Source organism: Bacteroides sp. L10-4 (assembly GCF_013373675.1).
In the GTDB taxonomy this organism is placed as follows: domain Bacteria; phylum Bacteroidota; class Bacteroidia; order Bacteroidales; family Bacteroidaceae; genus Bacteroides; species Bacteroides muris.
The window spans coordinates 40,158-65,192 of sequence record NZ_JABXJH010000012.1; the positions used below are offsets into that span (position 1 = coordinate 40,158).

Below are 25,035 nucleotides of genomic sequence, written 5' to 3' on the forward strand. Positions count from 1 at the left end.
AATATCAGAATTACAATGAAAAAGATAAATAAATATCTCTATGGGTTCCTGTTGGGAACCATGACTGTCGGGTTGGTTGCTTGTGACGACTTCGACGAAATCAATCTGAGCCCTTCCGCTGCCGGTGCGGAAAGCATGCGCCCGGACTACCTGCTTGCCACCTCTTTCCAGAAAGCACAGCAGAACCCGAACGACAACGAACGTGTATTTGTTTACAATTGGGCTTCTATTGCCCGCGTCATCGGTGAAAATACCTTCGGATGCGCCGCCCGCTACAGCGACGAGTACAACGGCTGCCTTTACAGCTTCTCGTCCAACTCCATCAGTGCAGCCACCAATGCCATCAAGCTTGTGGACGAAAACGAGGCTGCCGGAAACTACAACGAGCGTGAGAAGAAATATAACAACAATATACGGCAGATTGCCCGCATCTGGCGTTGTATGGTCATTGCGGACTTCACCGATTGCTTCGGCCCTTACCCGCTGAACGCTTTCCAAGGTGTGAACCCCACGTTCAACAGCGTACAGGAAGTATACGACTTCATGCTTTCCGAACTGAAGGACGCACAATCCAAATTGGTGATGGATATTGATATTAGCGAAAAGGAGTCCAAACAGGACGCGGCTTTCAAACTGAACCCGACGAAATGGCAGAAACTGGCGAATTCCCTCCGTCTGCGCTACGCCATGCGTCTCTCCGAGGTGGATGCGGCAAAAGCCAAGAGCGAGTTTGAAGACGCTGCTCGCAGCGCGTTGCTGACAGACAACGCTGATTTGTTCGGTTTCCAGGAATATGGTGGATGGAGCGACTGGGAAGGTGTTTACAACCGTCCGTGGAATGACAATGTCATCTCTCAATCCATGGTCAACATCCTCACCGGTATCGGCGGCATCAAGACGGCGGAGAGTTACAATGCCATCACCGAAAGTACGGCCGACATCACTCCTTACGTGAAGCCCATGAACTACATCGGTCTGGAATTCAAGAACCACTATCCTGAAAATACGGATAACCCGATGAACTACCAATGGCTGGATGGTGTGCCCGAATCGGTTGACCCCCGCGCCTTCGTGCTCTACAACCTGCCGAACGATGCAACGGCAAACACTTACAGTGACGAGGCCAAGCAGACGGTGGCAGAAGAGGGTAATTCAAGTTATAAAGAGCGTGGTATGCTGGATACGGACGGAGAAACTTATACTTGGGGAAAAATAAACGCTACATTGACCTTCAATGGTGCGCTTTCCGGTGTAAGAACCGCTTGGAGTCCGACATTCAAGTTCAACGAAGTGGTGGTCAATAGTTGGAACACTTGCTCTTTCCTGAGCGAGAAGTATCGCAACAACTCGAAGGCACGTATCTGGTTCGGTCCGTGGGAGACTCACTTCCTGCTGGCTGAAGCTGCCGTTCGCGGATGGAGTGCCGGTACGGATGCCAAGACGGCTTACGAGGCAGGCGTTACCTCCAGTTTCGCTTATCACGGACTGGAGCGTTATGCAAGCGCATACTTGGCTTCGGAAGTATACAATCGTGTAGGTACATCGGCAAGTTTTGACCACACCGCAGAACCCGTTGACTTCGAGGCTGACTATGTGGACGGCTATACCAAGACCGCCGGCAAGAAAATGTATCACTATCCCGATGCTTCCAAGGCTCTGTACAAGGGTCACAAGCTGAACGATGCCCTGTCGAAGATTATCACGCAGAAGTATATCGCCAACACTCCTTACGGTGTGGTTGAAATGTGGAACGATCGCCGTCGTTTGGGGCTGCCGTTCTTTGAAGTGCCTGGTGCAGAAACCGTATTGACCGGTTCGGATATGGACAACGCAAAGACTTACGACCCCGTTACCCAGTCTTGCAAGAACGGTCAGACATGGGGTATGTTCACTCAGCGTATGCGCTACCCGACCTCTTTGGAAAATGCGGACGTGACCGAATACAACCACGCGTTGCAGCTCCTCGGTGGAGAGAACAACATGATGGTTCCGCTTTGGTGGGCTATCAAGTAAGATTGAGATAGAATAGGAAAAGGAAGGGGGTATCAGAACAAACTTTCTGTTTCCTTTTGATTAGGCACGGATTACACGGGATACACGGATTGGCAAAAGAAAAAAATCCGTGTAATCCGTGAAATTCGTGCCTGAGTTCTATCATTATGTTAGTCTTTCTTCATTTCGACACACCTAAATGTGTCTGAAAAGGTATACTTTTATATATGACAATGAAAACAAGAGCACTTTGCATTGACTTGCTGGTGGTATGGGGAAGCGTTATGCTTGCCAATGCCCAGCAGTCCACAGGCTATTACTTCAAAGAATTCACCGCCGGGAAAGTCCTGTTGAGGAACCGGCAGTTTGCCAAGGGCAAGTTTAACTACGATTGCATCAACAAGGAGATGCATTTCCTGAACGGAACGACGGACATGGTCGTAGAGAATCTGGATGACATCGACACGATAGCCGTGGACAAGCATCGTTTCATTCCGTTTGGAGGACATTTCCTGGAAGTGCTGACCGACCGTAACGCCACTCTTTTTGTCGACTGGAAGATACTTCCGAAAAGTGTAGGGAAAAAGGGAGCCATGGGAACCGTCACCCAAGGAAGCGTGCAGGCGATTGATGTCAACGCGCGCTACCAGCGTGTCAACGGCGAACAGGACCTGGACCTTTCTGTCTATAAGATGGCAACGGAGAACACTTATTATATATGTGTAGAAGGCAAATGGAAGAAATTCAGGAACGCGAAAACCTTGTTGGCACTTTTCCCTAAAGGGAGGCAGCAGGAGATGAAAGCGTTCATGGAGCGTGAGAAAGTCGACTTTGAGAATCCGAAAGAGATATTGAAAGTGCTCGTTGTGCAATCAGCATGGAATGAATAAGAAGAGCGGGAAACTTCCCAAAGGGGACTTCCCGCTCTTTTAATGGTTTTGCCGCAAGTAGATTACTTACGTAAGCCGAGTTCTTTGACGATAGCACGATATCTGGTGATGTCGCGGTCCTTCAGGTAAGTCAGCAATGCACGGCGTTTACCTACCAACATAGTCAAAGCTCTTTCTGTACTATAATCCTTTCTGTTGAGCTTAAGGTGCTCAGTCAGACGAGCAATACGGTAGGAAAACAAAGCTATCTGAGCCTCAGCTGAGCCAGTATCAGTGTTAGACTTTCCGTATTTGCCGAAGATTTCTTGCTTTTTAGCAGCGTCTAAATACATAATGTTTAATTAAAAGTTATTATAAATTATTCCCTTTCGGGGCTGCAAAGATAGGGATAAACTTTTATATCACAATGATATTCAGCAAAAAAATCATATCTATACTGCATATCTAATCCAAAATCACTAACTTTGCCGCCTGAAAATAATAGGTATTATATGCAAAATATTAGAAACATTGCAATTATTGCCCATGTAGACCATGGGAAAACGACGCTCGTTGACAAGATGCTTTTGGCCGGAAACCTTTTCCGCAGCAATCAGAGCACAGGTGAATTAATGCTGGATAATAATGACCTGGAGCGTGAACGAGGTATAACGATTCTTTCTAAGAACGTTTCTATCAACTACAAGGACACCAAGATTAACATTATTGATACTCCGGGACACAGTGACTTCGGAGGTGAAGTGGAACGTGTATTGAATATGGCGGATGGATGCATCCTGCTTGTGGATGCTTTCGAAGGCCCTATGCCGCAGACACGGTTTGTATTGCAGAAAGCCCTGCAGATTGGCTTGAAGCCTATTGTTGTTGTGAACAAGGTGGATAAGCCCAATTGCCGTCCCGAAGAAGTGTACGAGATGGTGTTCGACTTGATGTTCAGTCTAGAGGCTACCGAAGAACAATTGGATTTTCCCGTTGTCTACGGTTCGGCCAAGAACAACTGGATGAGTACCGACTGGCAGCAGCCCACTGATAATATTTATCCGCTTCTGGACTGTATCTTAGAGAATATTCCTGCTCCCGAACAGTTGGAGGGTACACCGCAAATGCTGGTTACTTCGCTGGATTATTCTTCGTATACTGGGCGTATTGCTGTGGGCCGCGTGCATCGTGGCACACTGAAGGAAGGTATGAACGTGTCTTTGGCAAAACGTGATGGGAGTATCGTGAAATCAAAAATCAAGGAACTGCATACGTTCGAAGGTATGGGCCGTGTAAAGGTGCGGGAAGTATCTTCCGGTGACATCTGTGCGTTGGTAGGTATCGAAGGATTCGAAATTGGAGATACAATCTGCGATTTCGAAAATCCGGAAGCGTTGCCGCCCATTGCCATTGACGAGCCTACGATGAGCATGCTCTTCACCATCAATGACTCCCCGTTCTTCGGCAAGGAAGGCAAGTTTGTTACTTCCCGCCACATCCACGACCGTTTGATGAAGGAGCTGGACAAGAATCTTGCCCTTCGCGTGCGCAAGAGCGAGGAAGACGGCAAGTGGATTGTTTCCGGCCGTGGCGTGCTTCATCTTTCCGTATTGATTGAGACTATGCGTCGTGAGGGATATGAGTTGCAGGTAGGGCAGCCGCAGGTAATCTTCAAGGAGATTGACGGCGTGAAGTGCGAACCTATCGAAGAGTTGACCATCAATGTTCCTGAAGAATATGCCAGCAAGATGATTGACATGGTGACCCGCCGTAAGGGTGAAATGGTGAAGATGGAAAGCACCGGCGAACGTGTAAACCTTGAGTTCGACATGCCGTCACGCGGTATCATCGGTCTGCGTACCAACGTGCTGACTGCTTCTGCCGGAGAAGCCATCATGGCGCACCGTTTTAAGGAATACCAGCCCTATAAGGGTGAAATTGAACGGCGTACCAACGGTTCTATGATTGCCATGGAGTCCGGTACGGCTTTTGCCTATGCCATTGACAAATTGCAGGATCGCGGTAAGTTCTTCATCTTCCCGCAGGAAGAGGTTTATGCAGGGCAGGTAGTGGGCGAGCACTCTCATGACAACGATTTGGTGATTAATGTTACGAAGTCCAAGAAGCTTACCAATATGCGTGCTAGTGGTTCGGACGACAAGGCACGTCTGATTCCTCCCGTACAGTTCTCTCTTGAAGAGGCTTTGGAATATATCAAGGAGGATGAGTATGTAGAGGTTACTCCCAAGTCCATGCGTATGCGTAAGGTTATTCTGGATGAGATTGAACGTAAGCGTGCCAACAAGAACTGATAAATAGAAATTTTTTTAGTTGCTATAATACGATAGGAGTGCCCTGCCGAAAGGTAAGGCACTCCTTTTTTGTTGTCATTCAAACGGGAATCAATCTATGAATTTTACTTTTGCCGCATTGCGGGATTTGGCGGCAGGCGTCTCATCCGGATAGCCGAAAGCAATGCAGTAAAGCAACTGGTATCCTTCCGGAATATCCAGTCTCTTCAAATATTCGGCAGCAGCCGGAGTAGAGGTCATGAAGCGCGTAGGACCGCCCAAGCAGCAAGAACCGATTCCCATGGACCAAGCTGATAGAATCATATTCTCACCCAGCAGTCCGCAATCAATTTGCGAAAGGTCATATGCCAGGTCATTGGCAATAAATACCACTGTAGAAGCATTGCGGAACATGTTCTTGAATTTCGGGTCTTCGGCGGCTTGGGGATTTTCTTTCTTGTAGATTTCCGTAATGCCATTGATGAATTCAGGATTGTCCACTACGCGAACTTCCCACGACTGTTTATTTTGTCCGTTGGGGGCATTGATGCCGCAATCCAGAATAATCTGCATGGTGTCGCGGTTCACGGCTTGTGGTTTGTACTGGCGGATGCTGCGGCGTGACATAATGGTTTCAATCACCGCACTTGCTTTGCTTTCATCTACATTAGACTTCGTTGTTTGAATCTCTTTCTGAATTTGGGCACCACAACTGCAAAGTAGGAATAAACTTGCACCTGTCAACATTTGTTTGATACGTTTCATATTGTCTTGATAATTGGTGTTTGCAAATCTAGTAAAAAGGGATAATAAATCAGTGCAAATCCGGCAAAAAGGGGAAGAAAGCTCCTTGTAAGCCCTCTTCCCCTCCCAATGATTTTAAGATTTAAATTGAAGGTGAAGATTGTGTCTATTCATTCGTATCCGGTGCTTCCGGGTCTTCAACAGTAACCGAATAGAACTTGAATATGGACATAGTCCAGAACACGCTCTTTGAATTAGTTTCGTTGACTACAATACGTATCTGTTTAAACGGTTGTTCCACATCAAACACTTCCGAAGCATAGGTCCCGTCACCGGCAATGCCGTCAGCCTCTTTGGTGAAGTTCTTTATCAAGAACCACTCGTTGCCATCCATGCTACCCATCAAATCAAAATCTGTAGGTCTGTTGTTGGCATTACGCGGCGCGTATTCAAATCTATAAGCTTCCGTAATTTCTTTCTTCAAGTTTACTTGCAACCAGTGCGGTCCCGGAATCTCTACACTCCATGCCGTATGGAAGAATGTACCTGTATTTCCATCCAGCAAATTGGCGATAGGACCTTCGCTGGGTTCCTGCGCGTTTGTAGATAAATCAGCGGCAGTCAACGCAATTTGTGTGCTGACGTAAGTCGGCTCTGCCGGCTCTGAAACCTTTGAAATGCTCTGTAAGGCACTTCTGTCGCCCGTGGCGCTGACACTCTGCACCGTAAAGTTATACTCCCCGTATTTGGCGCGAGTATCCGGGATTTCGATGCTGTTTGCATAGACGCTTGCAGTACGCATCACATCCTTTTTCAACAATGGATCGTAATACTTCACCTCAATATAACGGATATTAGACTCTTCTGGAGTGTTCCAGCGCAATATAATGCAGCCCGGAGTACTTTCGGCTGTCAAATCAGTGATTTCACCCGGAGTAATACCGCTCTCGTTGTCGCAGCTGGTGAGCAGGGCAGCTCCGGAGAGGAGCAACCCTACAAAATATTTAAGTGTATTTTTCATTTTCATACTGTTTTTTCATTAATAACCAGGATTCTGAACCAGATTCAGATTTCTGTTGACATCTTCCACGGGGACAGGCATCAGATATTGAGTGGGGCTCTCGAATTTGCGTTCAAAAGAAACTTCTGATTCTTGTGCGAATTCTTCAATATTCTTACCCAAAATATTCATACCTTTTGCTTTTACACTGAAATGACGCTCGGCATCCTTCCAGCGGCGCAAATCCCAGAAAGTGTGATTCTCCAGATAGAACTCGATAGTACGCTCTTGACGCACAATCTCACGCATCTTGTTCTGGTCTAATGTGGCAATGCCATTCCAGGAAGTTTCCACATCAGGTATGCCGGCACGTTTACGAACTTCGTTCAAATACTTCTTGGCATTGGACAAATCGTTGCATTCCACACAAGCTTCGGCATACCCCAGATAAAGTTCGGCCAGACGGATTACCGGCCACGGATAAAATGGAGGATAGTACAGAGATGTACGTACACTATAACCCGGCACTACTCCTTTCTTGTTCAGGTATCCGGTAGGTGAATAGTTGTTTGTGCGCAACGTGCTTCCTTCCGGCTGGCGTGAAGTGTTGCCGCCAATCACAAAGTCACAGACCAATTTGCCCTGATTGACTGCCAAATTGTATTTCTGGTAACTTGCATCAGCATCATAAGCGCCAGTGCCGTCCGTGGCACTCAGAATTTCATAGAAACCTCCTTGGAAGGCCACCCAAGCGTAGAAACGGGGTTCGCGATTCAGATTGAACCGGATGGTCTGTGCTTCAGGATCACCGATGCTTGCATTCTCCTCGCCCAAAGTGGTCGATTCATAAATGCTGTTGCCTTTCGGGAAAGCCGGATCCGCATCAATCGGCAGACCGTTTTCGGTATAGAAACGCTTCAGCATGGCAAGTGTCGGAGACACGCCATTGTATGCCGAACCATTGCAGAAAGGCAAAGACTTGTTCTGTATACTGTAAGCACCTTCCGAGCGGCAATCAGCCCAAATCACCTCGTTATTGGCAGGCTCGATTACCGTATAGCGCAACGTGTGCTGCACCGGATCTACCGGTTCCACGTTATCAAAACCGTCCAACATATAGTCCGTTTTCTTGTAGAGCCCGTATCCGGCAGCTTCTGCCACACGGATAGCTTCTTCGTATGCGCTCTTGGCTTTCTGCCATTTGCCGGCATCGTATGTAAGAGGCATCAGTGCGTTGCCGTCCTTATCTTTAAAGTCGGCATAGAACTCACTGTTTCCATTGAACAAAGGAGATGCTGCATAAAGCAACATTCTGGCTTTGATGGACTTGGCAGCCACACTGGTGGCCAGCCCGTAATGCTCGTTGACGCGGGTGGCGGGCAGGCCTTCGGCCGATTCGTCCAGCATCTGGCATACATAGTCCACACACTCGTCATAGGAAGAACGGGGCGAATATTGGTCGGCAGGTGTAATCAGTGAAGGCTCTTCCTTTACCAGAATTACCGGACCATAGCTACGCACCAGCAAGAAGTGATAGTAACCTATCAGGAACTTGGCTTGGGCAATGTAATCGGCCTTGACGGATGCCTCCAATGCCGGAACCTTGTCAATGTTGTTTAATAGGATGTAGCACTGCTTGATTCCTTGGAACAAAGAGTTCCAATAGGAAATAACCGGACGGGAAGCGGAATAGTTTCCTTTCGGAAAAGAAGCGAATGTTTCATGCTCAAATGCTGTTACCACCTCATCAGCGGTAAAAAGATCGAGAGACGAGGTGCCGTTTCTCGGATTGGGGATATAAGCATAGCAAGAATAGATGAAACGTCTGGCTGCTTCCTTGTCCTCAAACGCATCTTTTTCTGTAGCTTTTTCATCGGGAACCACGTCCAGATAATCGCACGAAGACAAAACACCCAACAGCAAACACGCCATCACGATGAATATTTTATAGAACTTTTTCATACTGTTCATTTTTATCGGGTTATTTAAATGTCAATTGGAAACCAACGTTGAAAGTACGCTGTGTAGGATAACTTAAGCCTTTACCTCCACCCATTTCCGGGTCCCAAAGCTTAAACGGAGAGAAAGTCAGCAAGTTGATGCCGCTGATGTAGAATCTGGCTTTCTTATATGTATAGCCGATTTCTGCATTTTTCAGTTTTAGGAAAGCACCGTTGCGCAACCAATAGTCGGAGGATTGCATGTTGTGATTGTTATCGTTCTTGGTCAGGCGCGGATGGCTGGCATTCGGGTTCTGGTTGGTTTCAGACCAATAGTCATCGGCAATCCAAGACAATACATTACGGTTATACTGCGTTCCGAAAGGAGCGAAGCCAGACATCATCAGCGAAGTATTCGCCACTCCCTGGAAGAAGAAGGAGAAGTCCCAGTTTTTATAGGAGAGAGAGGGTCCGAAACCGTAAACGATTTCCGGTACGGTGGGATAGCCCATGGCTACGCGGTCATCACTGGTGATTTTTCCATCATAATTACCGTTTTTGTCCGGTTGGTCCACATATTTGATGTCACCCGGAGCAATAGCGATATTGCCCAATGTAGAAGTCGGATTGTTGTCGATATCGGCTCTGTCTATATAAAGACCGTTGGATATATAGCCGTAGATGGTGTTGAGTTTCTTACCGATGTTTGAAAGCGTAGGACGTACGCCTGGAGCTTCGTCATATTCCAGAATCTTGTTGTGCGCATAAGTAAACGTGCCCTTGAACTGAATAGCAAGGTCCTTGTTCAATTGTCTGCCATAATCTACTGACAAGTCGAAACCGCTGTTCTTTACTTTGGCCAGGTTACCGTAAACGGCTGTACTTGCCGTACCCAGGTAGTTAGGAATGGAGTAGCGCTGTTGGAAGATGTCGCGACGGATTTCGCGGAATACGTCCACATTGATATTCAATGAATTGAATAGCTGCATATCAAATCCTACGTTCAGTTTCTCGCCCACTTCCCATGTCAGGTCGTTGTTCTGATAACGTGTATACACGGGGCCGTTTAAAGTAGTCTGCTGCTTGTCACCGGTGGTGAAGCTTGCATTATCGCTCTGTAGGGTGATGTCCGACATATAGATGAAGCGGATAATCTGGTTGCTTGAATCTAACAGCTGGTCGTTACCTACCAGACCGTAAGAAGCACGGAGTTTCAGGCTGGAGATGATATCTTTTATCGGTTCAAAGAAAGCTTCTTGGCTAACGTTCCATCCCACAGCTACCGAGGGGAAAAATCCCCATTTATGTCCTTTGGCAAAGTTTTCGGAACCGTTGTAACCGGCATTTACTTCCATCAGGTAGCGGCCGGCATAATCGTATGATGCACGACCGGCAAAACCCATTTTGCGACGGGGAAGAGATGCCACCAAGTCAGTAGGAGCATTGCTGTCATATTGGTCGATATTCCACAACACCATTCCATTGAAATTATGGTTGCCGAATTTCTGGTTATAGTCCAGATATGACTGGAAATAAATGCGGCGGTCTCCGCCAACATAAGAGGTCGTACTCAGTACTGGCTTAGTAGGGTTGGACGAACCGAACGGAGAAATCGTCATGTTATAGGTACCGTCCGGATTCTGTTCATATCCGGTCAAGGTATAACGGTTAATGCCTTGACTACGCATGGTGGTCGTCTTGTTATAGTTTTTATAAGAGAACAAGGCCTTGAAACGGAGTCCTTTCAGCAAGAAGTCCAGTTTCTGTTCAAAATCGATATTGGCCATCACCGTACTTTCAAAGATATCCTGATAACCGTTGGTCAGACTTGCCATGGGGTTCACGGCTCCCTGGTCGTTACCGCCGGCGTAAGCTCCCCAATATACCCAGTTATTTACGCCGTCTGCCGGATAAGCGATGGGGAAGTCTACCGGGTTGGAGTTCATTACGGCTCCATATAGGTCACCCACAGAGGTGTTTGGCTGAGTCAGGTCATTCAGCTGTACATTCAGGTGCAAGGAGATAGTAGAGCTTTTGGACATGTGGAAGTCAATATTGTTTTGAAAAGTATATTTCATCAAATCAATATTGTTCTTATAAGAGAAATACTTGGAAGCCTCGTTCTTCAACATACCGGTTTCGTGATTGACACCCACGTTCATGAAATAGGTGATTTTTTTCGTACCGCCACGAATATTGAAGTTTGCCTTCTGGTTGAAAGCCATGTCATTGAACAATGATCCGTACCAATCTACATTCGGCCAGATATAAGGATTCACGCCATTGCGTGTGTTGTTAATCTGTTCTTGGGTATACAGAATGTTTCCGGTCTGTTCACTGGTCACGGCTTCATTGTAAAGTTCCATGTAACGGTAGCCGTCTACGAAACTTGGAATTTGGGTGGGAGTAGTGATATTCGTTTCCACACGCACACCAATGATGGGCTTTTCCGAATCGGCACCACTTTTCGTGGTAACAATCATTACACCATTTGCACCACGTGTACCATACATGGCTGTGGCCGTGGCGTCTTTCAAAATAGAGAATCCTTCGATGATTTCGGGATCAAGTGCATTGAGGTCGGCGGAACTGACTTCCACGCCATCCAGAATAATCAACGGTGAAGTCATACCACTCAAAGTAGATATACCGCGGATGTAGAAATCGGAGCCATTACTACCCGGTTGTCCGCTACGTTGGTAGGCAATCACACCGGAGAGACGCCCGGCAAAAGAGTTGGATAAGTTAGATGACGGTACTTTCAAGTCCGAAGGTCGCACGGTTTGTATGGAACCTACCACGCTTTCTTTTTTCTGCCCTGTACCGAAAGCCGTTACTACAACTTCATCCAGGACTTCGCTGTCTTCCTTTAATGTAATTCTGAGTGAAGTCTGATTTCCTACTTTGATTTCTTGCGTTACGAAACCAATGAACGAAATCACCAAAACGTCTTTCGGAGAAACATTGATGGAAAAATTACCGTCAACATCGGTAATAGTCCCTAGATTGGGTTTGCCTTTTACTTGGATAGTTACGCCGATTATCGGCTCTCCTGTCTCATCTACCACTGTACCTTGCATTTTACTTGCTTGTTGCACAATGGCCGATTCATTGATAATAGGAACTTCTACTGCTTGTGCCCCAAGGAAATATCCTCCTAAGAGGGCCACCAATAGTGCTTTCTTTCTCATAATACTTTTTACTAATTCAAGGTTTTGATTTTAAATGTTTTGATAAACTCTTTTTACTTTTTCCATGTTACATTAGGGTGGTTTCATTCTCTTTGTATAATTATAGTTAATAAAAAAGGTTTTATTTAATTAGGTTTTGAAGTCGTTTATCTTTTAAGTTCTGTAGGAACTTATTTCGTGTTTCCTATCAACCTCGTTTCCGTAGTGGGGTAGCATTAAAAGCCTTTTAGTTATATTTTTCCTGTACTGTCTTCCTGACAGACTTATGCACGTATCCTGCTTTCCGGTTGCACTAATATGCCATAACATGGAAGAGCAGTACTATTCCATTAAATACTAAAATATTTTAAAAAAGAAACGATAATTACTTCTTTTATTAAAAAGAACAGATATCTTTGCAAAAGATAATTCATTTTAGCAAATTATTCCTTTGAAGCTTTACCGAGTTCCTACAGAACTTGTAGTACAATTTGCACATGAAGGCTTCCCTGAATTATTATTTTCTGTATGGTGCGATTATAAGTGCTGATGATAAGTTCTTAATATTATCTGTTATTTAGGCTGCGTTGAAATTTCTTTCTATTTTTGAGGGTTGGCGGTGAAGGTGGCTTCGGAAGTGTGCGGAGTCATTATTTTACTGGTGGGCCGCGTTTTTATTGTGCAGACTAGCTTTTGAATTTGCTCATATAAAGAAAGCGGCTCCCGTTTTCGGGAGCCGCTTTAACTTTATGCAAATTGCTGTTATTAGAGTTTCGGACCAGCAGTAACCAAAGCCTTGCCAGCCTCGTTGCCAGTGAACTTAGCGAAATTCTTGATGAAGCGGCCAGCCAGGTCTTTTGCTTTTTCTTCCCATTGGCAAGCGCATTCGTAAGTGTCGCGAGGATCAAGAATCTTCGGATCTACGTTAGGCAATTCAGTAGGTACTACGAAGTCGAAGAAAGGAATAACCTTCGTCGGAGCTTTGTCGATAGAACCGTCGAGGATAGCGTCGATGATACCACGAGTATCTTTGATGGAGATACGTTTGCCGGTACCGTTCCAACCGGTGTTAACCAAGTATGCTTTAGCACCAACCTTGTTCATCTTCTTAACCAGCTCTTCTGCATATTTAGTAGGATGCAGGCTTAAGAAAGCAGCACCGAAGCAAGCAGAGAATGTCGGAGTCGGTTCAGTGATACCACGTTCTGTACCGGCCAACTTGGCAGTAAAGCCTGACAAGAAGTAGTACTGAGCTTGTTCAGGGTTCAGGATAGATACCGGAGGCAATACACCGAATGCGTCGGCAGACAAGAAGATTACCTGGTGAGCGTGAGGACCCTTGGAAACCGGCTTAACGATGTTGTTGATGTGGTAGATAGGATAAGAAACACGAGTGTTTTCAGTTACGCTCTTGTCGGCGAAGTCAATCTTGCCGTCAGCAGCAACTGTAACGTTTTCCAACAGAGCGTCACGCTTGATGGCAGCGTAAATGTCGGGTTCGCTTTCTTTATCCAGATTGATAACCTTAGCGTAGCAACCACCTTCGTAGTTGAATACACCTTCGTCATCCCATCCGTGTTCGTCATCACCAATCAACAGACGTTTCGGGTCGGTTGACAGAGTAGTCTTGCCTGTACCTGACAGACCGAAGAAGATGGCAGAGTCAGTGCCTTCCATGTTGGTGTTGGCAGAGCAGTGCATAGAAGCGATACCACGCAACGGGTTCTTGTAGTTCATGATAGAGAACATACCCTTCTTCATTTCACCACCGTACCAAGTGTTCAGGATAACCTGTTCGTTGGTCTTCAAGTTGAATACAGTAGCTGTTTCAGAGTTCAAGCCCAGTTCCTTGTAGTTGTCAACTTTTGCCTTGGAAGCATTGAATGATACGAAATCGGGTTCTCCGTAGTTAGCCAGTTCTTCAGCTGTGGGGCGGATGAACATGTTAGTTACGAAGTGAGCCTGCCATGCCACTTCCATGATGAAACGTACTTTCATACGGGTAGCGGGGTTGGCGCCACAGAAAGTATCGACAACAAACAGACGCTTGCCGCTCAGCTGCTTAACAGCCTTAGCCTTCAGGTCAGCCCAAGCTTCTTCAGAGCAAGGTTTGTTGTCGTTTTTGTATTCTTCAGAAGTCCACCATACAGAATCCTTGCTGGCTTCATTCATTACGAAGAATTTATCTTTAGGGGAACGACCGGTATAGATACCTGTCATTACATTTACAGCACCCAGTTCAGTTACCTGACCTTTTTCAAAACCTTCCAAACCTGGTTTGGTTTCTTCTGCGAACAGTACATCGTAAGACGGGTTGTGGAAAACTTCCTTCACGTCTTGGATACCGTACTTGCTTAAATCTAAATTTGCCATTTCTTTTAATGATTTAAAATGTTGGTATTTGGTTTATATTCTCTTTTCTTTAATTCCTTTTTTCCTTTGATTTACAAGGGAAAACGGGTGTAGAAAAATCTCTTTTTTCCTGCTTTTCAGTAAGTCCCTTGTCTTTCGCCTACAAAAGTAATACTTTCTTTTTAAAGAAAGGCCCTATTAGAGAAATTTTTCTCTAATGAGAAATCTTTTATAAAACCATAACAAGATCTGCTAACTGAATGTTGCAAATTGGGTGAAATTCGTTTACTTTGCAGCACATTAGCACATTTATAGTTATGAAGGTTATCAACTTTGCCGAGGCAAATTCCGTTTTGAACCAATACGTGGCGGAAATCCGTGATGTAGCAGTCCAAGGTGACCGTATGCGTTTCCGGCGTAATATTGAACGCATTGGAGAGATAATGGCGTATGAAATGAGTAAGGAACTGACGTATTCCATCAAGCGGGTACAGACTCCTTTGGGAGTGGCACCGGTCAGCACCCCCGATGACGAGGTGGTGATTGCCACTGTTTTCCGTGCCGGACTACCCTTGCATACGGGTTTCCTGAACGTGTTCGACCGTGCCGGAAATGCGTTCGTTTCAGCTTACCGTTATTATAAGGATAAGGAATGCCGCACGGTGGATGTACACATCGAATACATCGCTACTCCGGATTTGTCCAAGAAGACATTATTGATTGTAGACCCGATGCTTGCCACGGGTGAAAGTATGGAACTGGCCTGGAAGGCTCTCATCACCAAGGGGATGCCGGCCAAGTTGCAGATAGCTTGTGTCATAGCCAGTCGGCAGGGTGTAGAACATCTGGAAAAGTTGTTTCCCGGAGATGAAGTAACCTTGTGGTGTGCAGCCATCGACCCGGAGATGAACGAGCATTCCTATATTGTGCCCGGGCTGGGAGATGCGGGCGATCTGGCGTTTGGCGAGAAAATCTGAGTTGCCTTTACTCTTATGAAAAACCCTTCATCTCTGCCTTGGAGGCTTTGATGAAGGGCATGATAAAACAAGGGCCATTCTTATATTACGTCGGGAAGATTACTTCACTTCCCACGTATCGTTGGTCATTAACAACTCCTCGAAGTTGTGGTATTTCTTCTGGGCGGATACTTCTGCTATTTGCGCCTCCACAGCCTCGTCGTAGGTAGGAGCTTCCACATCACGGATGACGCCGAGTGCAATCGGAAAGTCGGGACCTTCCATCAGGGCGAGCTTCAGTTGCAGGGTGTTGTCCTCGCAGTGGGCGTTGTGCACCAGGATGTCTTTTTCGGTGATTCCGTTTTCGCCCAGCTTCACTACTTTCAGGCCGAATCCTTCCTGCACCAGTCCATATTCATTGTTTTCGCCGAAGAGCATCGGTTCGCCGTGTTTCAGGTAGATGGCGTTCTTGGCACGGTCTTCCTTTTTGGCTACCATGTCGTGTGTGCCGTTGTTGAAGATAACGCAGTTTTGCAGTATTTCGCATACCGAAGCACCTTTATGGTTGTAGGCGGCTTTCAAGATGTCTATGGTACCGGCGGCATCGGTGGCTACGGCGCGGGCAAAGAAGTGGCCACGTGCGCCGAAGCAGAGTTCTGCCGGACGGAAGGGGTCTTCTACAGTACCGTAGGGCGATGATTTGCTGACGAATCCGCGGGGCGACGTGGGCGAGTACTGTCCTTTGGTCAGGCCGTAGATGCGGTTATTCAGTAGAATCATGTTCAGGTTGATGTTACGGCGGTTGGCATGGATGAAGTGGTTGCCGCCGATGGCGAGTCCGTCTCCGTCGCCCGACACTTGCCAGACGGCCAGTTGCGGGTTGGCCACCTTGCAGCCTGTGGCAATGGCGGCCGCACGACCGTGAATGGTGTTCATGCCGTAGGTATTCATGTAGTGGGGCAGGCGGCTGGAACAGCCGATACCCGAAATCACTGCGATGCTGTGGGGAGCCACGCCTATCTCGGCCATGGCTTTGTGCAGGGAGGCCAGGAAAAAGTGGTCGCCGCAACCCGGACACCAGCGGGGTTGTCCTTTCTTATAATCTTTTGCTGTATATTCGCACATAATGTTTTGCTTTAAAATTGATGGTTGGTTATTTATCCATTAACTTGCTGAAGGCTTCTGCCAGTTCGTTCACCAGGAACGGCTGTCCCTTTACTTGGTTGAACTGATAGGGCACGAATCCGTCTACTTTCATGCGCAGGTAGCCGGCGAACTGTCCCATGTTCTGTTCGGCCACTACGACTTTCTTGTAGCGCTTCATCACTTCGGCCGTGTTCTTGGGCAGCGGGTTGATGTACTTGAAGTGGGCCAAGGCCACCTTTTTGCCTGCTGAGCGCAGTTCGTCCATGGCGGCGTGCAGGTGTCCGTAGGTTCCGCCGAAGCCCACGATGAGCAGGTCGGCATCGTCGCGGTCGCCCAGCACTTCTACGTCGGGCACGGCAATCTTGTCTATCTTTTCCTGGCGCAGGTGCGTCATGAGGTCATGGTTTTCGGGATCGGTAGAGATGGCACCCGTCTTGTCGTCCTTCTCCAGTCCGCCCAAGATGTGGGCAAATCCTTCGGTGCCCGGCACGGCCCAGTAGCGTACGCCAGTTTCGGGGTTGCGTTGGTAGGGAGTCCATTCGCCTTTCATCTCGGGGCGCACGTAGGGCGGGCAGATGGCGGGATATTCTTTCAGGTCGGGTAGTTTCCAGGCGGCCGAGCCGTTGGCTACGAAGGCGTCGGTCAGCAGCACGACGGGAGTCATGTGCTCCAAGGCAATCTTGGAAGCTTCGTAGGCGGCTTCGAAGCAGTCGGTGGGTGACGTGGCGGCTAGCACCGGCATGGGGCTTTCGCCGTTACGGCCGAAGAGTACCTGCAAGAGGTCGGTCTGTTCCGATTTGGTAGGGAGTCCGGTGGCCGGACCGCCGCGCTGTACGTCGAGCACTACCAGCGGCAGTTCCATGATGACGGCCAGGTTCATGGCTTCGGATTTCAGGCAGATGCCCGGTCCCGAAGTGGAAGTGACGGCCAGTGCGCCGGCAAACGAGGCGCCTACGGCAGAGGCGCAACCCGAGATTTCGTCCTCGCATTGCACGGTCTTTACACCCAGCGATTTGTGCTTGGACAGTTCGTGCAGCACGTCGGTGGCGGGAGTGATGGGATAGGAACCGAGGTATAGGCTTAGTCCTGCTTTTTCGGCGGCGGCGATGAAGCCGTAGGCAGTCGCCTTGTTCCCCGTGATGTCCATGTAGCGGCCGGGTACGGTGGCTTTGCTCTCTATGCGGTACGTGTGTGATACGGAGGAGTGCGTGTTGTGCCCATAGTCGTATCCGGAGTGTATTACCCGGATGTTTGCTTCGGCAATCTGGGGCTTTTTGGCGAATTTCTCGCGGATGAAGTCTTCGGCAATCTTCAGGTCGCGGTTGAAGAGCCAGCATACCAAGCCTACGGCAAACATGTTGCGGCATTTCATCATCGACTTGTTGTCCATACCCGTGTCGGCAAGACAGTCTTTCACCATCTGCGAGATGGGGGCGGCTATCACATCTTGTCTGATGCCCATTTCCTCTATCGGATTATCGGTCTTGAAGGCAGCCTTTTCCAAGTCCGACTTCTGGAAAGCATCTGTGTCGATGATGATACAGGCAGTCGGTTTGGCGAATTTATATTGTGTTTTCAGCGCAGCGGCATTCATGGCTACCAGCACGTCGCATTGGTCGCCAGGTGTATAGACTTTGTCTGCACCGACGTGTACCTGAAAACCGGAAACGCCGGTAAGCGATCCTTGCGGGGCGCGAATGTCTGCCGGATAGTCGGGGAATGTGCTGATGTCATTGCCCACCGTAGCCGAAACTGTAGAGAAGATGTTGCCGGCGAGTTGCATACCGTCGCCGGAGTCTCCGGAGAAGCGGACTACCACTTGCTCCAGTTCTTTGACCATCATGTCGTTTGCCATAACTTACGATTTACTATGAATTAAATAGTTCTTTTAGAGGTTAATGTATTTTTCATTGGGACAAATTTCGTAAAGTTAATCGGATTAACAAAACTTTTTTCGGAAAATCGATGGAAAGCATTATCTTTGCACTCGCAATCTGCTGCAAATAGCAGGAAATATGCAGAAGGGCTTGCTCCTTTACGGACAGCAGAAGCCTGCCTTGGTAGTTCAACGGATAGAATAGATGTTTCCTAAACATTCACCTACATAGACAGCAAAGATAGAGGAATGTATTGAAATAACAAAGAGTTCTTTGAGAAAGATTGATAACAGCATACTTGTAAGCCCCTGTAGTTCAACGGATAGAACGTCGGTTTCCTAAACCGAAAATATGGGTTCGATTCCCATCGGGGGTACAAAATGACAGATTTTGGTAGTGATCGTGTTACCGCATAATCCGCATAAGTGAGGTACTTTTGCAGTAAATAGTTCTACAAATATTCTACAAAAGTTATGGCAACATTTAAAGCGGAGGTTTACGCCCATCAAAAAAAGAAGGACGGAACCTATAATATTAAGATACGTGTAACACACAACGGAGAAAAGCGATACCTGGCTACACCTTATTTTATATATAAGGAAGATATTACCCAGAAAACCTTTAAAATCAAAAATCAGCATTACATAGATCTTACTGATGAAATGATAAGGACGTATCGTAAACGTTTGGATCGTTGGGGTGAAAGGCAAACCAGTATGACTATGGAGCAAATTATCAGAATCATTACTACCGATAATGAGAATGAAAAATTTGATCTTGATATTGTAGCCTACACCTGGAAGGAAATAAAACGAATGAAAGAAGCAGGACATGGAGGTAATGCAGATACCTATATATGTGCTGTTAGATCATTGGTTAAGTTTGTTGGTCGGGAAAAGGTTATGTTATCCGAAATAACAGCTAAGTTTTTGCAAAATTGGGCTGATTGGATAACCAAACAGCCAAATGTAACAAGGGGGTATGTAACTCACAACTATTTAAATAGGATGAGGGCTATATACAACAGAGCGAAAAAAGAGTTCAACGATGAGGATGCTGGAGTTATCCGAATACCTTATTCCCCTTTTTCTCACATTGATTTCCCGAAACTTCCGGCAACGAGAAAGCGAGCTTTGACGGTTGAGCAAATACAAGCTATTGCAAATTTGGAATATACTAAGATACTCCAGCCCGGTACTAATAGATTCAATTTTGCAAAAGATGTGTTCTTGCTGAGCTTTGGTTTAATTGGCATGAATGCTATAGACTTATATAATTGTACAGATTATAGGAACGGACGTATTACATACCAAAGAATAAAAACCAAAGAAAGGCGCATTGATAAAGCTGAAATCTCAATCAAAGTAGAACCGGAATACCAAGTTCTTGTAGATAAATATCGGGATCCTACAGGAAAAAGGGTATTCAGGTTTTATACGATGTATGCAGATGTAAATACTTTCAGTACGGCTCTAAACAAGGGGTTAAAGAAAGTAGGAAAGTTAGTTGGTGTAGATGATTTGGAGTTTTACGCAGCTCGGCACTCATGGGCTACCATAGCTTTAAATGATGCAGGAGTAGATAAATACACCGTACATACTTCTCTTAATCATGTTGATGATAGTATGAGGGTAACGGACATCTACATAAAAAAATCATGGGATCCTATAGATCAAGCGAACAGGAAAGTAATTAACCTGGTGAATATAAATATCAGCGAAACTAAGGAGCCTATAAATGAAAAAGTACAAAGAAAACTATTTTGCTTAAGCAATTTGCTTAGGCAAAATGAAGATGATACAACAGCACACCAATAAAGTGTAATTTGTTGGTGTATAATGCTTTGCGTTTTGCTTAAGCAAAATGCCTAAGCAATTTGGTTAAGCAATTTGCCTAAGCAAAAAGGTAAGCAAAATGTTATTTTTGCTTGAAGATTTGCCTAAGCAAATTGCTTAAGCAAAATTTGTTGTATCCGTATGTTTGCATATCAAACCACTAATATATAACTGATTATCAGTTTGTTACAATACAAGCGGCTTTTGTGATGATTTGCACAAAAAACACTTTTGCTTAAGCAAATTGCCTAAGCAAAACTTAAACGGGGGTATATATATAATATAATAATAAGAAGATTATATATTAATAATAGAGTATATATAGGGGATTGTTAAGGGGAAAAGAAAAAGCGACACTGTTTAAAGTATCGCTTTATTTTTCTAACATCTTACCTTTTCCAGTAAGAAGCCATTTTGCGCTAACACCATATTCAGTAATCAAAGGAACCAGCCAAAATGGTTGTAGTAAGTTTCGTGTAGGATCTTTACGAAGTAACTCCATATTTCGCCTATCTACACCGTTGGGATCACAATAGCTTCTCACGCTTTTTATCTTACCCATTGCCACAAGAGCATCAAAGGCTTCAAAGAAACGGTTTGCAATAGGTCTGTTAGCTTCTGCATTATTCATTATCTTAGAATTTGGTACTTCAAAAAATCAACTTCATTTTTCAAATTCACCAGGTAATCTGTAGGCTCATTATTAACCTTTGCTTTATCAATCGCTTTAAGAAGGCAATCTTGAACACTGAAAATGCTATCTACGTTTACGGGTAAACCTACTGTATAAGCCAAGAATTGCTCTCTGTACAATTCTATTACAAGTTTGCTATAATCTTCCATACTCTAATATTTAATCTGTTTAAAGCCAAATACTATACGGTATCTGCACATTTTGCAACATCTTCCTGCTGGGCATTCATTTTTTTGCTTACCTCTAACAATGCTTCGAGGCGACCTATTTCTCTATTTAACCGTTCTATCTCTTTTTCTTTCTCGGTAATCATAGAATAGGGTGCTATCAGCTTCTCGTTCATTAGCTGTATTAGCTGCCTGGAAAAAGCGTCTGCACCAGCAAACAGAATATCTGTAGATACTTCCATTTTTTCAGTCTGTGAATGTTGTTTTGGCGCAATGGTTTTAGGCTTATTTTCTATCGGCTTTATCTCTTCTATATCATTGGTAATATAACTGCAAATATTACCAAATTTCCTTTCTAATATTTCAATTTTGACGGGTGGTAAATCCCTTCTGCCATTCTCTACGTTGGCAATAAAGCTCTGCCCACATGAAAGAAGTTGAGCTAATTCTTTCTGTGTGATTCCTTTTTCTTTCCTAAGTCTTTTTAAATCAATCATTTATTGACTTTTTAAAATATAACATGATAATATTCCTTGAAATATTACTAAAATATTACGAGGTTTATTTGGTAATATTGCCAATGTTACATATATTTGCAACGTAATAAAAGTAATAACACCACAAATATAGGCAAAATAACCTATAGGAGTGATAATATTTCAAATGAAAATGAGCGAATTAACAGAAAAAGACTATCCTACTTTTACGCAAATGTATAAGAGTTTGCCCGAAAGAAGTAGTATCAAAGCTCCTAAAACAGAATTTGTAGAAAAGGTGGCTAAGATTACTAAGAAGTCCGTAAAAACCGTGCGGTGTTGGATAGCTGGAACACAAAAGCCGGATGCGTTGGCGCAATCTGTTTTAGAGAAAGAGTTTAAAGTTCCTGCTAAGTATTTATTCCCTGAAGTATCGTAATATGAAACCTATCGAATTTTACACCACACCAGAAGGCGAAGTTACTATGCGTCCTTTAGGTGAAGCGGAAAGGCAACTTAGAGAAAGTGATACTGAGTTTATCCAGGCTTTCTTGGAAATACTGAGAGAATTTTATACTGAGGCTTATACGGCTTTGATGGAAATTTACTCAAAGAGTTCTGAAAATAAGCGTTACCGTGATTTTTTGGCTGTACGGAGATTTATAAAGTGCAACTTTGGTCTATACGATAATGTGATAGATGTTGATGAGAATTGGAATTTCCGCTTTGAATTTGTCGGGTGTCCTCTACGTGGCGAGTGTAAAAGCGATAAGATCATTTGCGCACCCAAATTTAATTCAAAGCTATCGGATAGACAGTTTGAAGTGATGAGGCTGCTTTATGAAGGAAAATCAGATTCAGAAATAGCGGACAAACTATTTATCTCTTTGAATACCGTTAATAATCACCGAAAAAACAGTTTTAGGAAAGTCGGTGTACACTCGTTCCCTGAGTTTATGCGGTATGCTATGCAAAACAACTTATTCAAATAACAATAATGCAACATTGATATGAGTTTGGACACGTTTTTAAATTTGGTTGGTTGCTCCATATTCGGTGCTTTAGGGGTTACTTTCCTGGTATGTGCTATTGCGTTCTCAGCTTCGCACCAACTTCTATTTACGGCTATGTGCTTCCTGATGTTCTATGTACTTTATACAGATAACCAGTACAATACAGAAAGCGTACAGCACTATTTCAGAAAAATGTTGAGGGCTAAAAGAATACGGAAAAGGAAATGTAGATAATGGGTATTGTACTGGAGCTATACGAGCTTAAAAACCTTTGTCGTGACATGGCAGAACTTGGAGCAGCTAATTACGCAAAAATGGTATTTCCGGCAAAAGATCTCATTTCCCAAAGGGAGGCTTATAAATCATTCGGTGAGGCTCGTGTAAAACGGTGGGTACGCCAGCAACTTGTACACCCTACAAGGAATGGGACAGAGAAACGCTCCAAAATACTATACTCCAGAGCTGAATTATTAACTATCGAAAAGACAGAGAAAATAGACACTTATATAAACAAATTATGAAAGAAGTATTCTTAAAGAAATTGATCCTAAAGAATTTCAAGAAAATTCAGGATCTAACAGTAGAGTTTACAGATAAAAACACCTTTATCTGTGGTGAAAATGGCACAGGAAAGACAACGCTTCAAGATGCGTTCTTGTGGCTGTTATTTGGGAAGGACAGCACGAATAGGGCTGATACCAACTTTAACATTAAAACGTTGGGAGAAGATGGAAAACCAATCTTACACCTTGTACATAGCGTAACTGGTGTATTGTCTATAAATGGCAGAGATGTTGAACTGCAACGTAACTATGTTGAGAAATGGGGAAGCGGTGTAAACGCTGGTGTCCTTCAAAACCATGCTACAGAGTTTTATTTGAATGGTGTAAAACTCAAAACAAAAAAGGAGTATGATGCGGAAGTAGCAGCGATCTTGCCGGAAGATGTATTTAGGATGATTACTAACCCATTATATTTCCCGACCATGAAAGCGCAAGATCAGAAAGCTATGCTGCTTGAAATGGCTGGTAACGTTACGAATGAGGAAGTAGCTAATATCAATCCAAAGTTTCAAGAGCTGATTAGTCTTATTTCCGGCAGAACCTTAGAGCAATTAGCAAAAGAAATAGCCTCTAAGAAATCAGCTATCAAAGATGAGCTAAAGGGTATTCCTGGTAGAATTGATTCGGTACGTGATGCAATGCCTGAAAGTGAGGATTGGGCGGTTTTGAAGAAGGAAATAGCCGACAAAAAAGAGAAAATTAAAGATATTGATAGCCAGTTAGCCGATAAAAGCAAGCAGATAGAAGCAGAGTTCAAAGCCAAATCTGAGTTGCAAAAGCAAATCGGGAACAAAAAACTTGCCAAGTCGCAAAGAGAAAATGAGATAAGACAAAATGCCAATAAGTCCTACCATGACGTACTGGATAATATTTCAAAGCTGGAATATCAAGTTAAAAGCAAGGATGCTGAAATATTCCGTAAACAAGAGGATCATTCTCGTATCAAAGCTACTATCGAAGCTCTAAACAATGATTTGGAAGTATTGAGAGGCAAGTTCTATGCCATAGATGCGGAAACGTTACAGTACCCGGAAGGAGCTTTTATTTGCCCGACTTGTAAAAGAGAGTTGGAGGTAGAAGATATTCAAGCCAAGCAACAAGAATTACAGAACAATTTTAATCTCAATAAGGCAAACCGACTGAAAGCAGTACAAAATGAAGGCAAGGAAAAAGCTGCAAAAGTTGAAGAGCTTAAAAAGCAGTGTTCAATTATTCAAGCTACTATAACTCAGTTGAGTAACGAGAAAGAAATATTGGTGCATAATATCAATGAATGTAAAGGGAATATGCCGGAAGAACAAGATACACAAAAGATCATTCTTTCCGATCCTACCTGGATTTCTCTCAGTAATGAAATCGTAGATCTTGAAAACCAGTTAAAGGCAGAAGCCAAACCTATAGACATAACAGAGTTGAAAGAAGATAAGGCTATTCTTTCTGAGGCTATAGATGAGCTGAATAAGAAGCTGGGTAAACGTGATACTATAGAGCGTTCCAATAAAGTTATTGAGGATCTGGAGGATAGAAGAGATAAAAACAATGAAGCTCTGGCAGAACAAGAACGTTTGGAGTTTTTGGTACAAGACTTCCAGAAAGAAAAAGACAACAAGCTGATGGAACGTATTAACGGAATGTTCTCTTTGGTTAAGTTTTCGTTTATCAGCGAAAAGTTGAATGGGAATGAGGCTATAACCTGCTTTTGCTCTGTGGATGGTGTGCCGTTTGCCGATGTAAATAATGCTTCAAAAATCAATGCCGGGCTGGATATAATAAACGCTATATGTCGATCGGTAGGTATCACAGCACCCATTTTCATTGATAATCGGGAAAGTGTGAACGAGCTTATACCTACCATGTCGCAAGTAATAAACCTCGTGGTTAGCAAAGATAAATCTTTGATGATACGTGTTGCCGGAAATGGAACAATGGAAGAATACAAACAACTTTAAA

General features: G+C 44.7%; 20 protein-coding genes and 1 tRNA gene. 10 read left to right on the top strand and 11 right to left on the bottom strand.

The window, feature by feature from the left end; all coding sequences use genetic code 11:
- Positions 1-15 precede the first annotated feature (15 nt).
- Both HU824_RS05835 and HU824_RS05840 read left to right on the top strand, forming a co-directional pair.
- On the top strand, positions 16-2,013 hold the full coding sequence (locus HU824_RS05835) for a SusD/RagB family nutrient-binding outer membrane lipoprotein (RefSeq protein WP_136010029.1): 1,998 nt from the start codon (positions 16-18) through the stop codon (positions 2,011-2,013).
- Between the two features lie 212 nt (positions 2,014-2,225).
- Positions 2,226-2,882, top strand: coding sequence for a hypothetical protein (locus tag HU824_RS05840; RefSeq protein WP_136010030.1), 657 nt, complete (start codon positions 2,226-2,228; stop codon positions 2,880-2,882).
- 62 nt (positions 2,883-2,944) lie between these two features.
- Here the strand turns inward: HU824_RS05840 and rpsO are convergent, their stop codons facing one another.
- Positions 2,945-3,214 (bottom strand): 30S ribosomal protein S15, encoded by a 270-nt coding sequence (rpsO, locus tag HU824_RS05845; protein WP_005830737.1) that lies wholly within the window; start codon positions 3,212-3,214, stop codon positions 2,945-2,947.
- Between the two features lie 159 nt (positions 3,215-3,373).
- On the opposite strand from rpsO, the gene typA reads away from it, so the two are divergent.
- Positions 3,374-5,173 carry a translational GTPase TypA gene (gene typA, locus HU824_RS05850; protein ID WP_136010031.1) on the top strand — a complete coding sequence of 600 codons (1,800 nt, stop codon included), beginning with the start codon at positions 3,374-3,376 and terminating at the stop codon, positions 5,171-5,173.
- A gap of 90 nt (positions 5,174-5,263) precedes the next feature.
- Here typA and HU824_RS05855 read toward each other — a convergent pair whose 3' ends face one another.
- The 5 genes from HU824_RS05855 to pckA all read right to left on the bottom strand — a co-directional run bounded on the left by HU824_RS05855 (position 5,264) and on the right by pckA (position 14,379).
- Positions 5,264-5,917, bottom strand: coding sequence for a nitroreductase family protein (locus HU824_RS05855; protein ID WP_176468359.1), 654 nt, complete (start codon positions 5,915-5,917; stop codon positions 5,264-5,266).
- Positions 5,918-6,062: 145 nt separating this feature from the next.
- A complete protein-coding gene (locus HU824_RS05860) occupies positions 6,063-6,917 on the bottom strand; it encodes a discoidin domain-containing protein (protein ID WP_176468360.1) in 855 nt (284 codons plus the stop codon).
- Positions 6,918-6,935: 18 nt separating this feature from the next.
- Positions 6,936-8,858, bottom strand: coding sequence for a RagB/SusD family nutrient uptake outer membrane protein (locus HU824_RS05865; RefSeq protein ID WP_176468361.1), 1,923 nt, complete (start codon positions 8,856-8,858; stop codon positions 6,936-6,938).
- 19 nt (positions 8,859-8,877) lie between these two features.
- The gene (locus tag HU824_RS05870; protein ID WP_176468362.1) at positions 8,878-12,027 is read right to left on the bottom strand and encodes a TonB-dependent receptor; all 3,150 of its coding nucleotides are present in this window, start codon (positions 12,025-12,027) and stop codon (positions 8,878-8,880) included.
- Between the two features lie 744 nt (positions 12,028-12,771).
- A complete protein-coding gene (gene pckA, locus HU824_RS05875) occupies positions 12,772-14,379 on the bottom strand; it encodes a phosphoenolpyruvate carboxykinase (ATP) (protein WP_136010036.1) in 1,608 nt (535 codons plus the stop codon).
- Positions 14,380-14,675: 296 nt separating this feature from the next.
- Between pckA and upp the strand changes: the two genes are divergently transcribed.
- Positions 14,676-15,335: a uracil phosphoribosyltransferase gene (upp, locus tag HU824_RS05880; RefSeq protein ID WP_136010037.1), complete on the top strand. Its 660-nt coding sequence runs from the start codon at positions 14,676-14,678 to the stop codon at positions 15,333-15,335.
- A gap of 99 nt (positions 15,336-15,434) precedes the next feature.
- Here upp and HU824_RS05885 read toward each other — a convergent pair whose 3' ends face one another.
- Together HU824_RS05885 and HU824_RS05890 are read right to left on the bottom strand one after the other, a co-directional pair.
- Positions 15,435-16,439 carry a 2-oxoacid:ferredoxin oxidoreductase subunit beta gene (locus tag HU824_RS05885; protein ID WP_176468363.1) on the bottom strand — a complete coding sequence of 335 codons (1,005 nt, stop codon included), beginning with the start codon at positions 16,437-16,439 and terminating at the stop codon, positions 15,435-15,437.
- A gap of 28 nt (positions 16,440-16,467) precedes the next feature.
- Positions 16,468-18,315, bottom strand: a complete 1,848-nt coding sequence (locus HU824_RS05890; RefSeq protein WP_136010039.1) for a 2-oxoacid:acceptor oxidoreductase subunit alpha — start codon at positions 18,313-18,315, stop codon at positions 16,468-16,470.
- A 326-nt stretch (positions 18,316-18,641) separates the two neighbouring features.
- On the opposite strand from HU824_RS05890, the gene HU824_RS05895 reads away from it, so the two are divergent.
- A tRNA-Arg gene (locus tag HU824_RS05895) sits at positions 18,642-18,713 on the top strand.
- 97 nt (positions 18,714-18,810) lie between these two features.
- Positions 18,811-20,154, top strand: a complete 1,344-nt coding sequence (locus HU824_RS05900; protein ID WP_016274540.1) for a phage integrase SAM-like domain-containing protein — start codon at positions 18,811-18,813, stop codon at positions 20,152-20,154.
- Between the two features lie 391 nt (positions 20,155-20,545).
- Here the strand turns inward: HU824_RS05900 and HU824_RS05905 are convergent, their stop codons facing one another.
- The 3 genes from HU824_RS05905 to HU824_RS05915 are packed head-to-tail and all read right to left on the bottom strand — an operon-like array spanning position 20,546 to position 21,530.
- Positions 20,546-20,803: a hypothetical protein gene (locus tag HU824_RS05905; RefSeq protein ID WP_016274541.1), complete on the bottom strand. Its 258-nt coding sequence runs from the start codon at positions 20,801-20,803 to the stop codon at positions 20,546-20,548.
- Positions 20,803-21,015 (bottom strand): hypothetical protein, encoded by a 213-nt coding sequence (locus tag HU824_RS05910; protein ID WP_005850396.1) that lies wholly within the window; start codon positions 21,013-21,015, stop codon positions 20,803-20,805. Before HU824_RS05910 ends, HU824_RS05905 begins: the two co-directional genes overlap by 1 nt.
- A gap of 32 nt (positions 21,016-21,047) precedes the next feature.
- Positions 21,048-21,530, bottom strand: a complete 483-nt coding sequence (locus tag HU824_RS05915) for a helix-turn-helix transcriptional regulator (protein ID WP_176468364.1) — start codon at positions 21,528-21,530, stop codon at positions 21,048-21,050.
- 172 nt (positions 21,531-21,702) lie between these two features.
- On the opposite strand from HU824_RS05915, the gene HU824_RS05920 reads away from it, so the two are divergent.
- The 4 genes from HU824_RS05920 (at position 21,703) to HU824_RS05935 (ending at position 25,034) form a co-directional block, all read left to right on the top strand.
- Complete coding sequence (locus HU824_RS05920; protein WP_016274543.1) at positions 21,703-21,948, top strand: hypothetical protein; 246 nt, start codon at positions 21,703-21,705, stop codon at positions 21,946-21,948.
- Between the two features lies 1 nt (position 21,949).
- Complete coding sequence (locus HU824_RS05925) at positions 21,950-22,501, top strand: response regulator transcription factor (protein ID WP_016274544.1); 552 nt, start codon at positions 21,950-21,952, stop codon at positions 22,499-22,501.
- A gap of 302 nt (positions 22,502-22,803) precedes the next feature.
- A complete protein-coding gene (locus HU824_RS05930) occupies positions 22,804-23,043 on the top strand; it encodes a hypothetical protein (protein ID WP_255260475.1) in 240 nt (79 codons plus the stop codon).
- Positions 23,040-25,034, top strand: coding sequence for an AAA family ATPase (locus tag HU824_RS05935; protein WP_016274547.1), 1,995 nt, complete (start codon positions 23,040-23,042; stop codon positions 25,032-25,034). Before HU824_RS05930 ends, HU824_RS05935 begins: the two co-directional genes overlap by 4 nt.
- Position 25,035 lies beyond the last annotated feature (1 nt).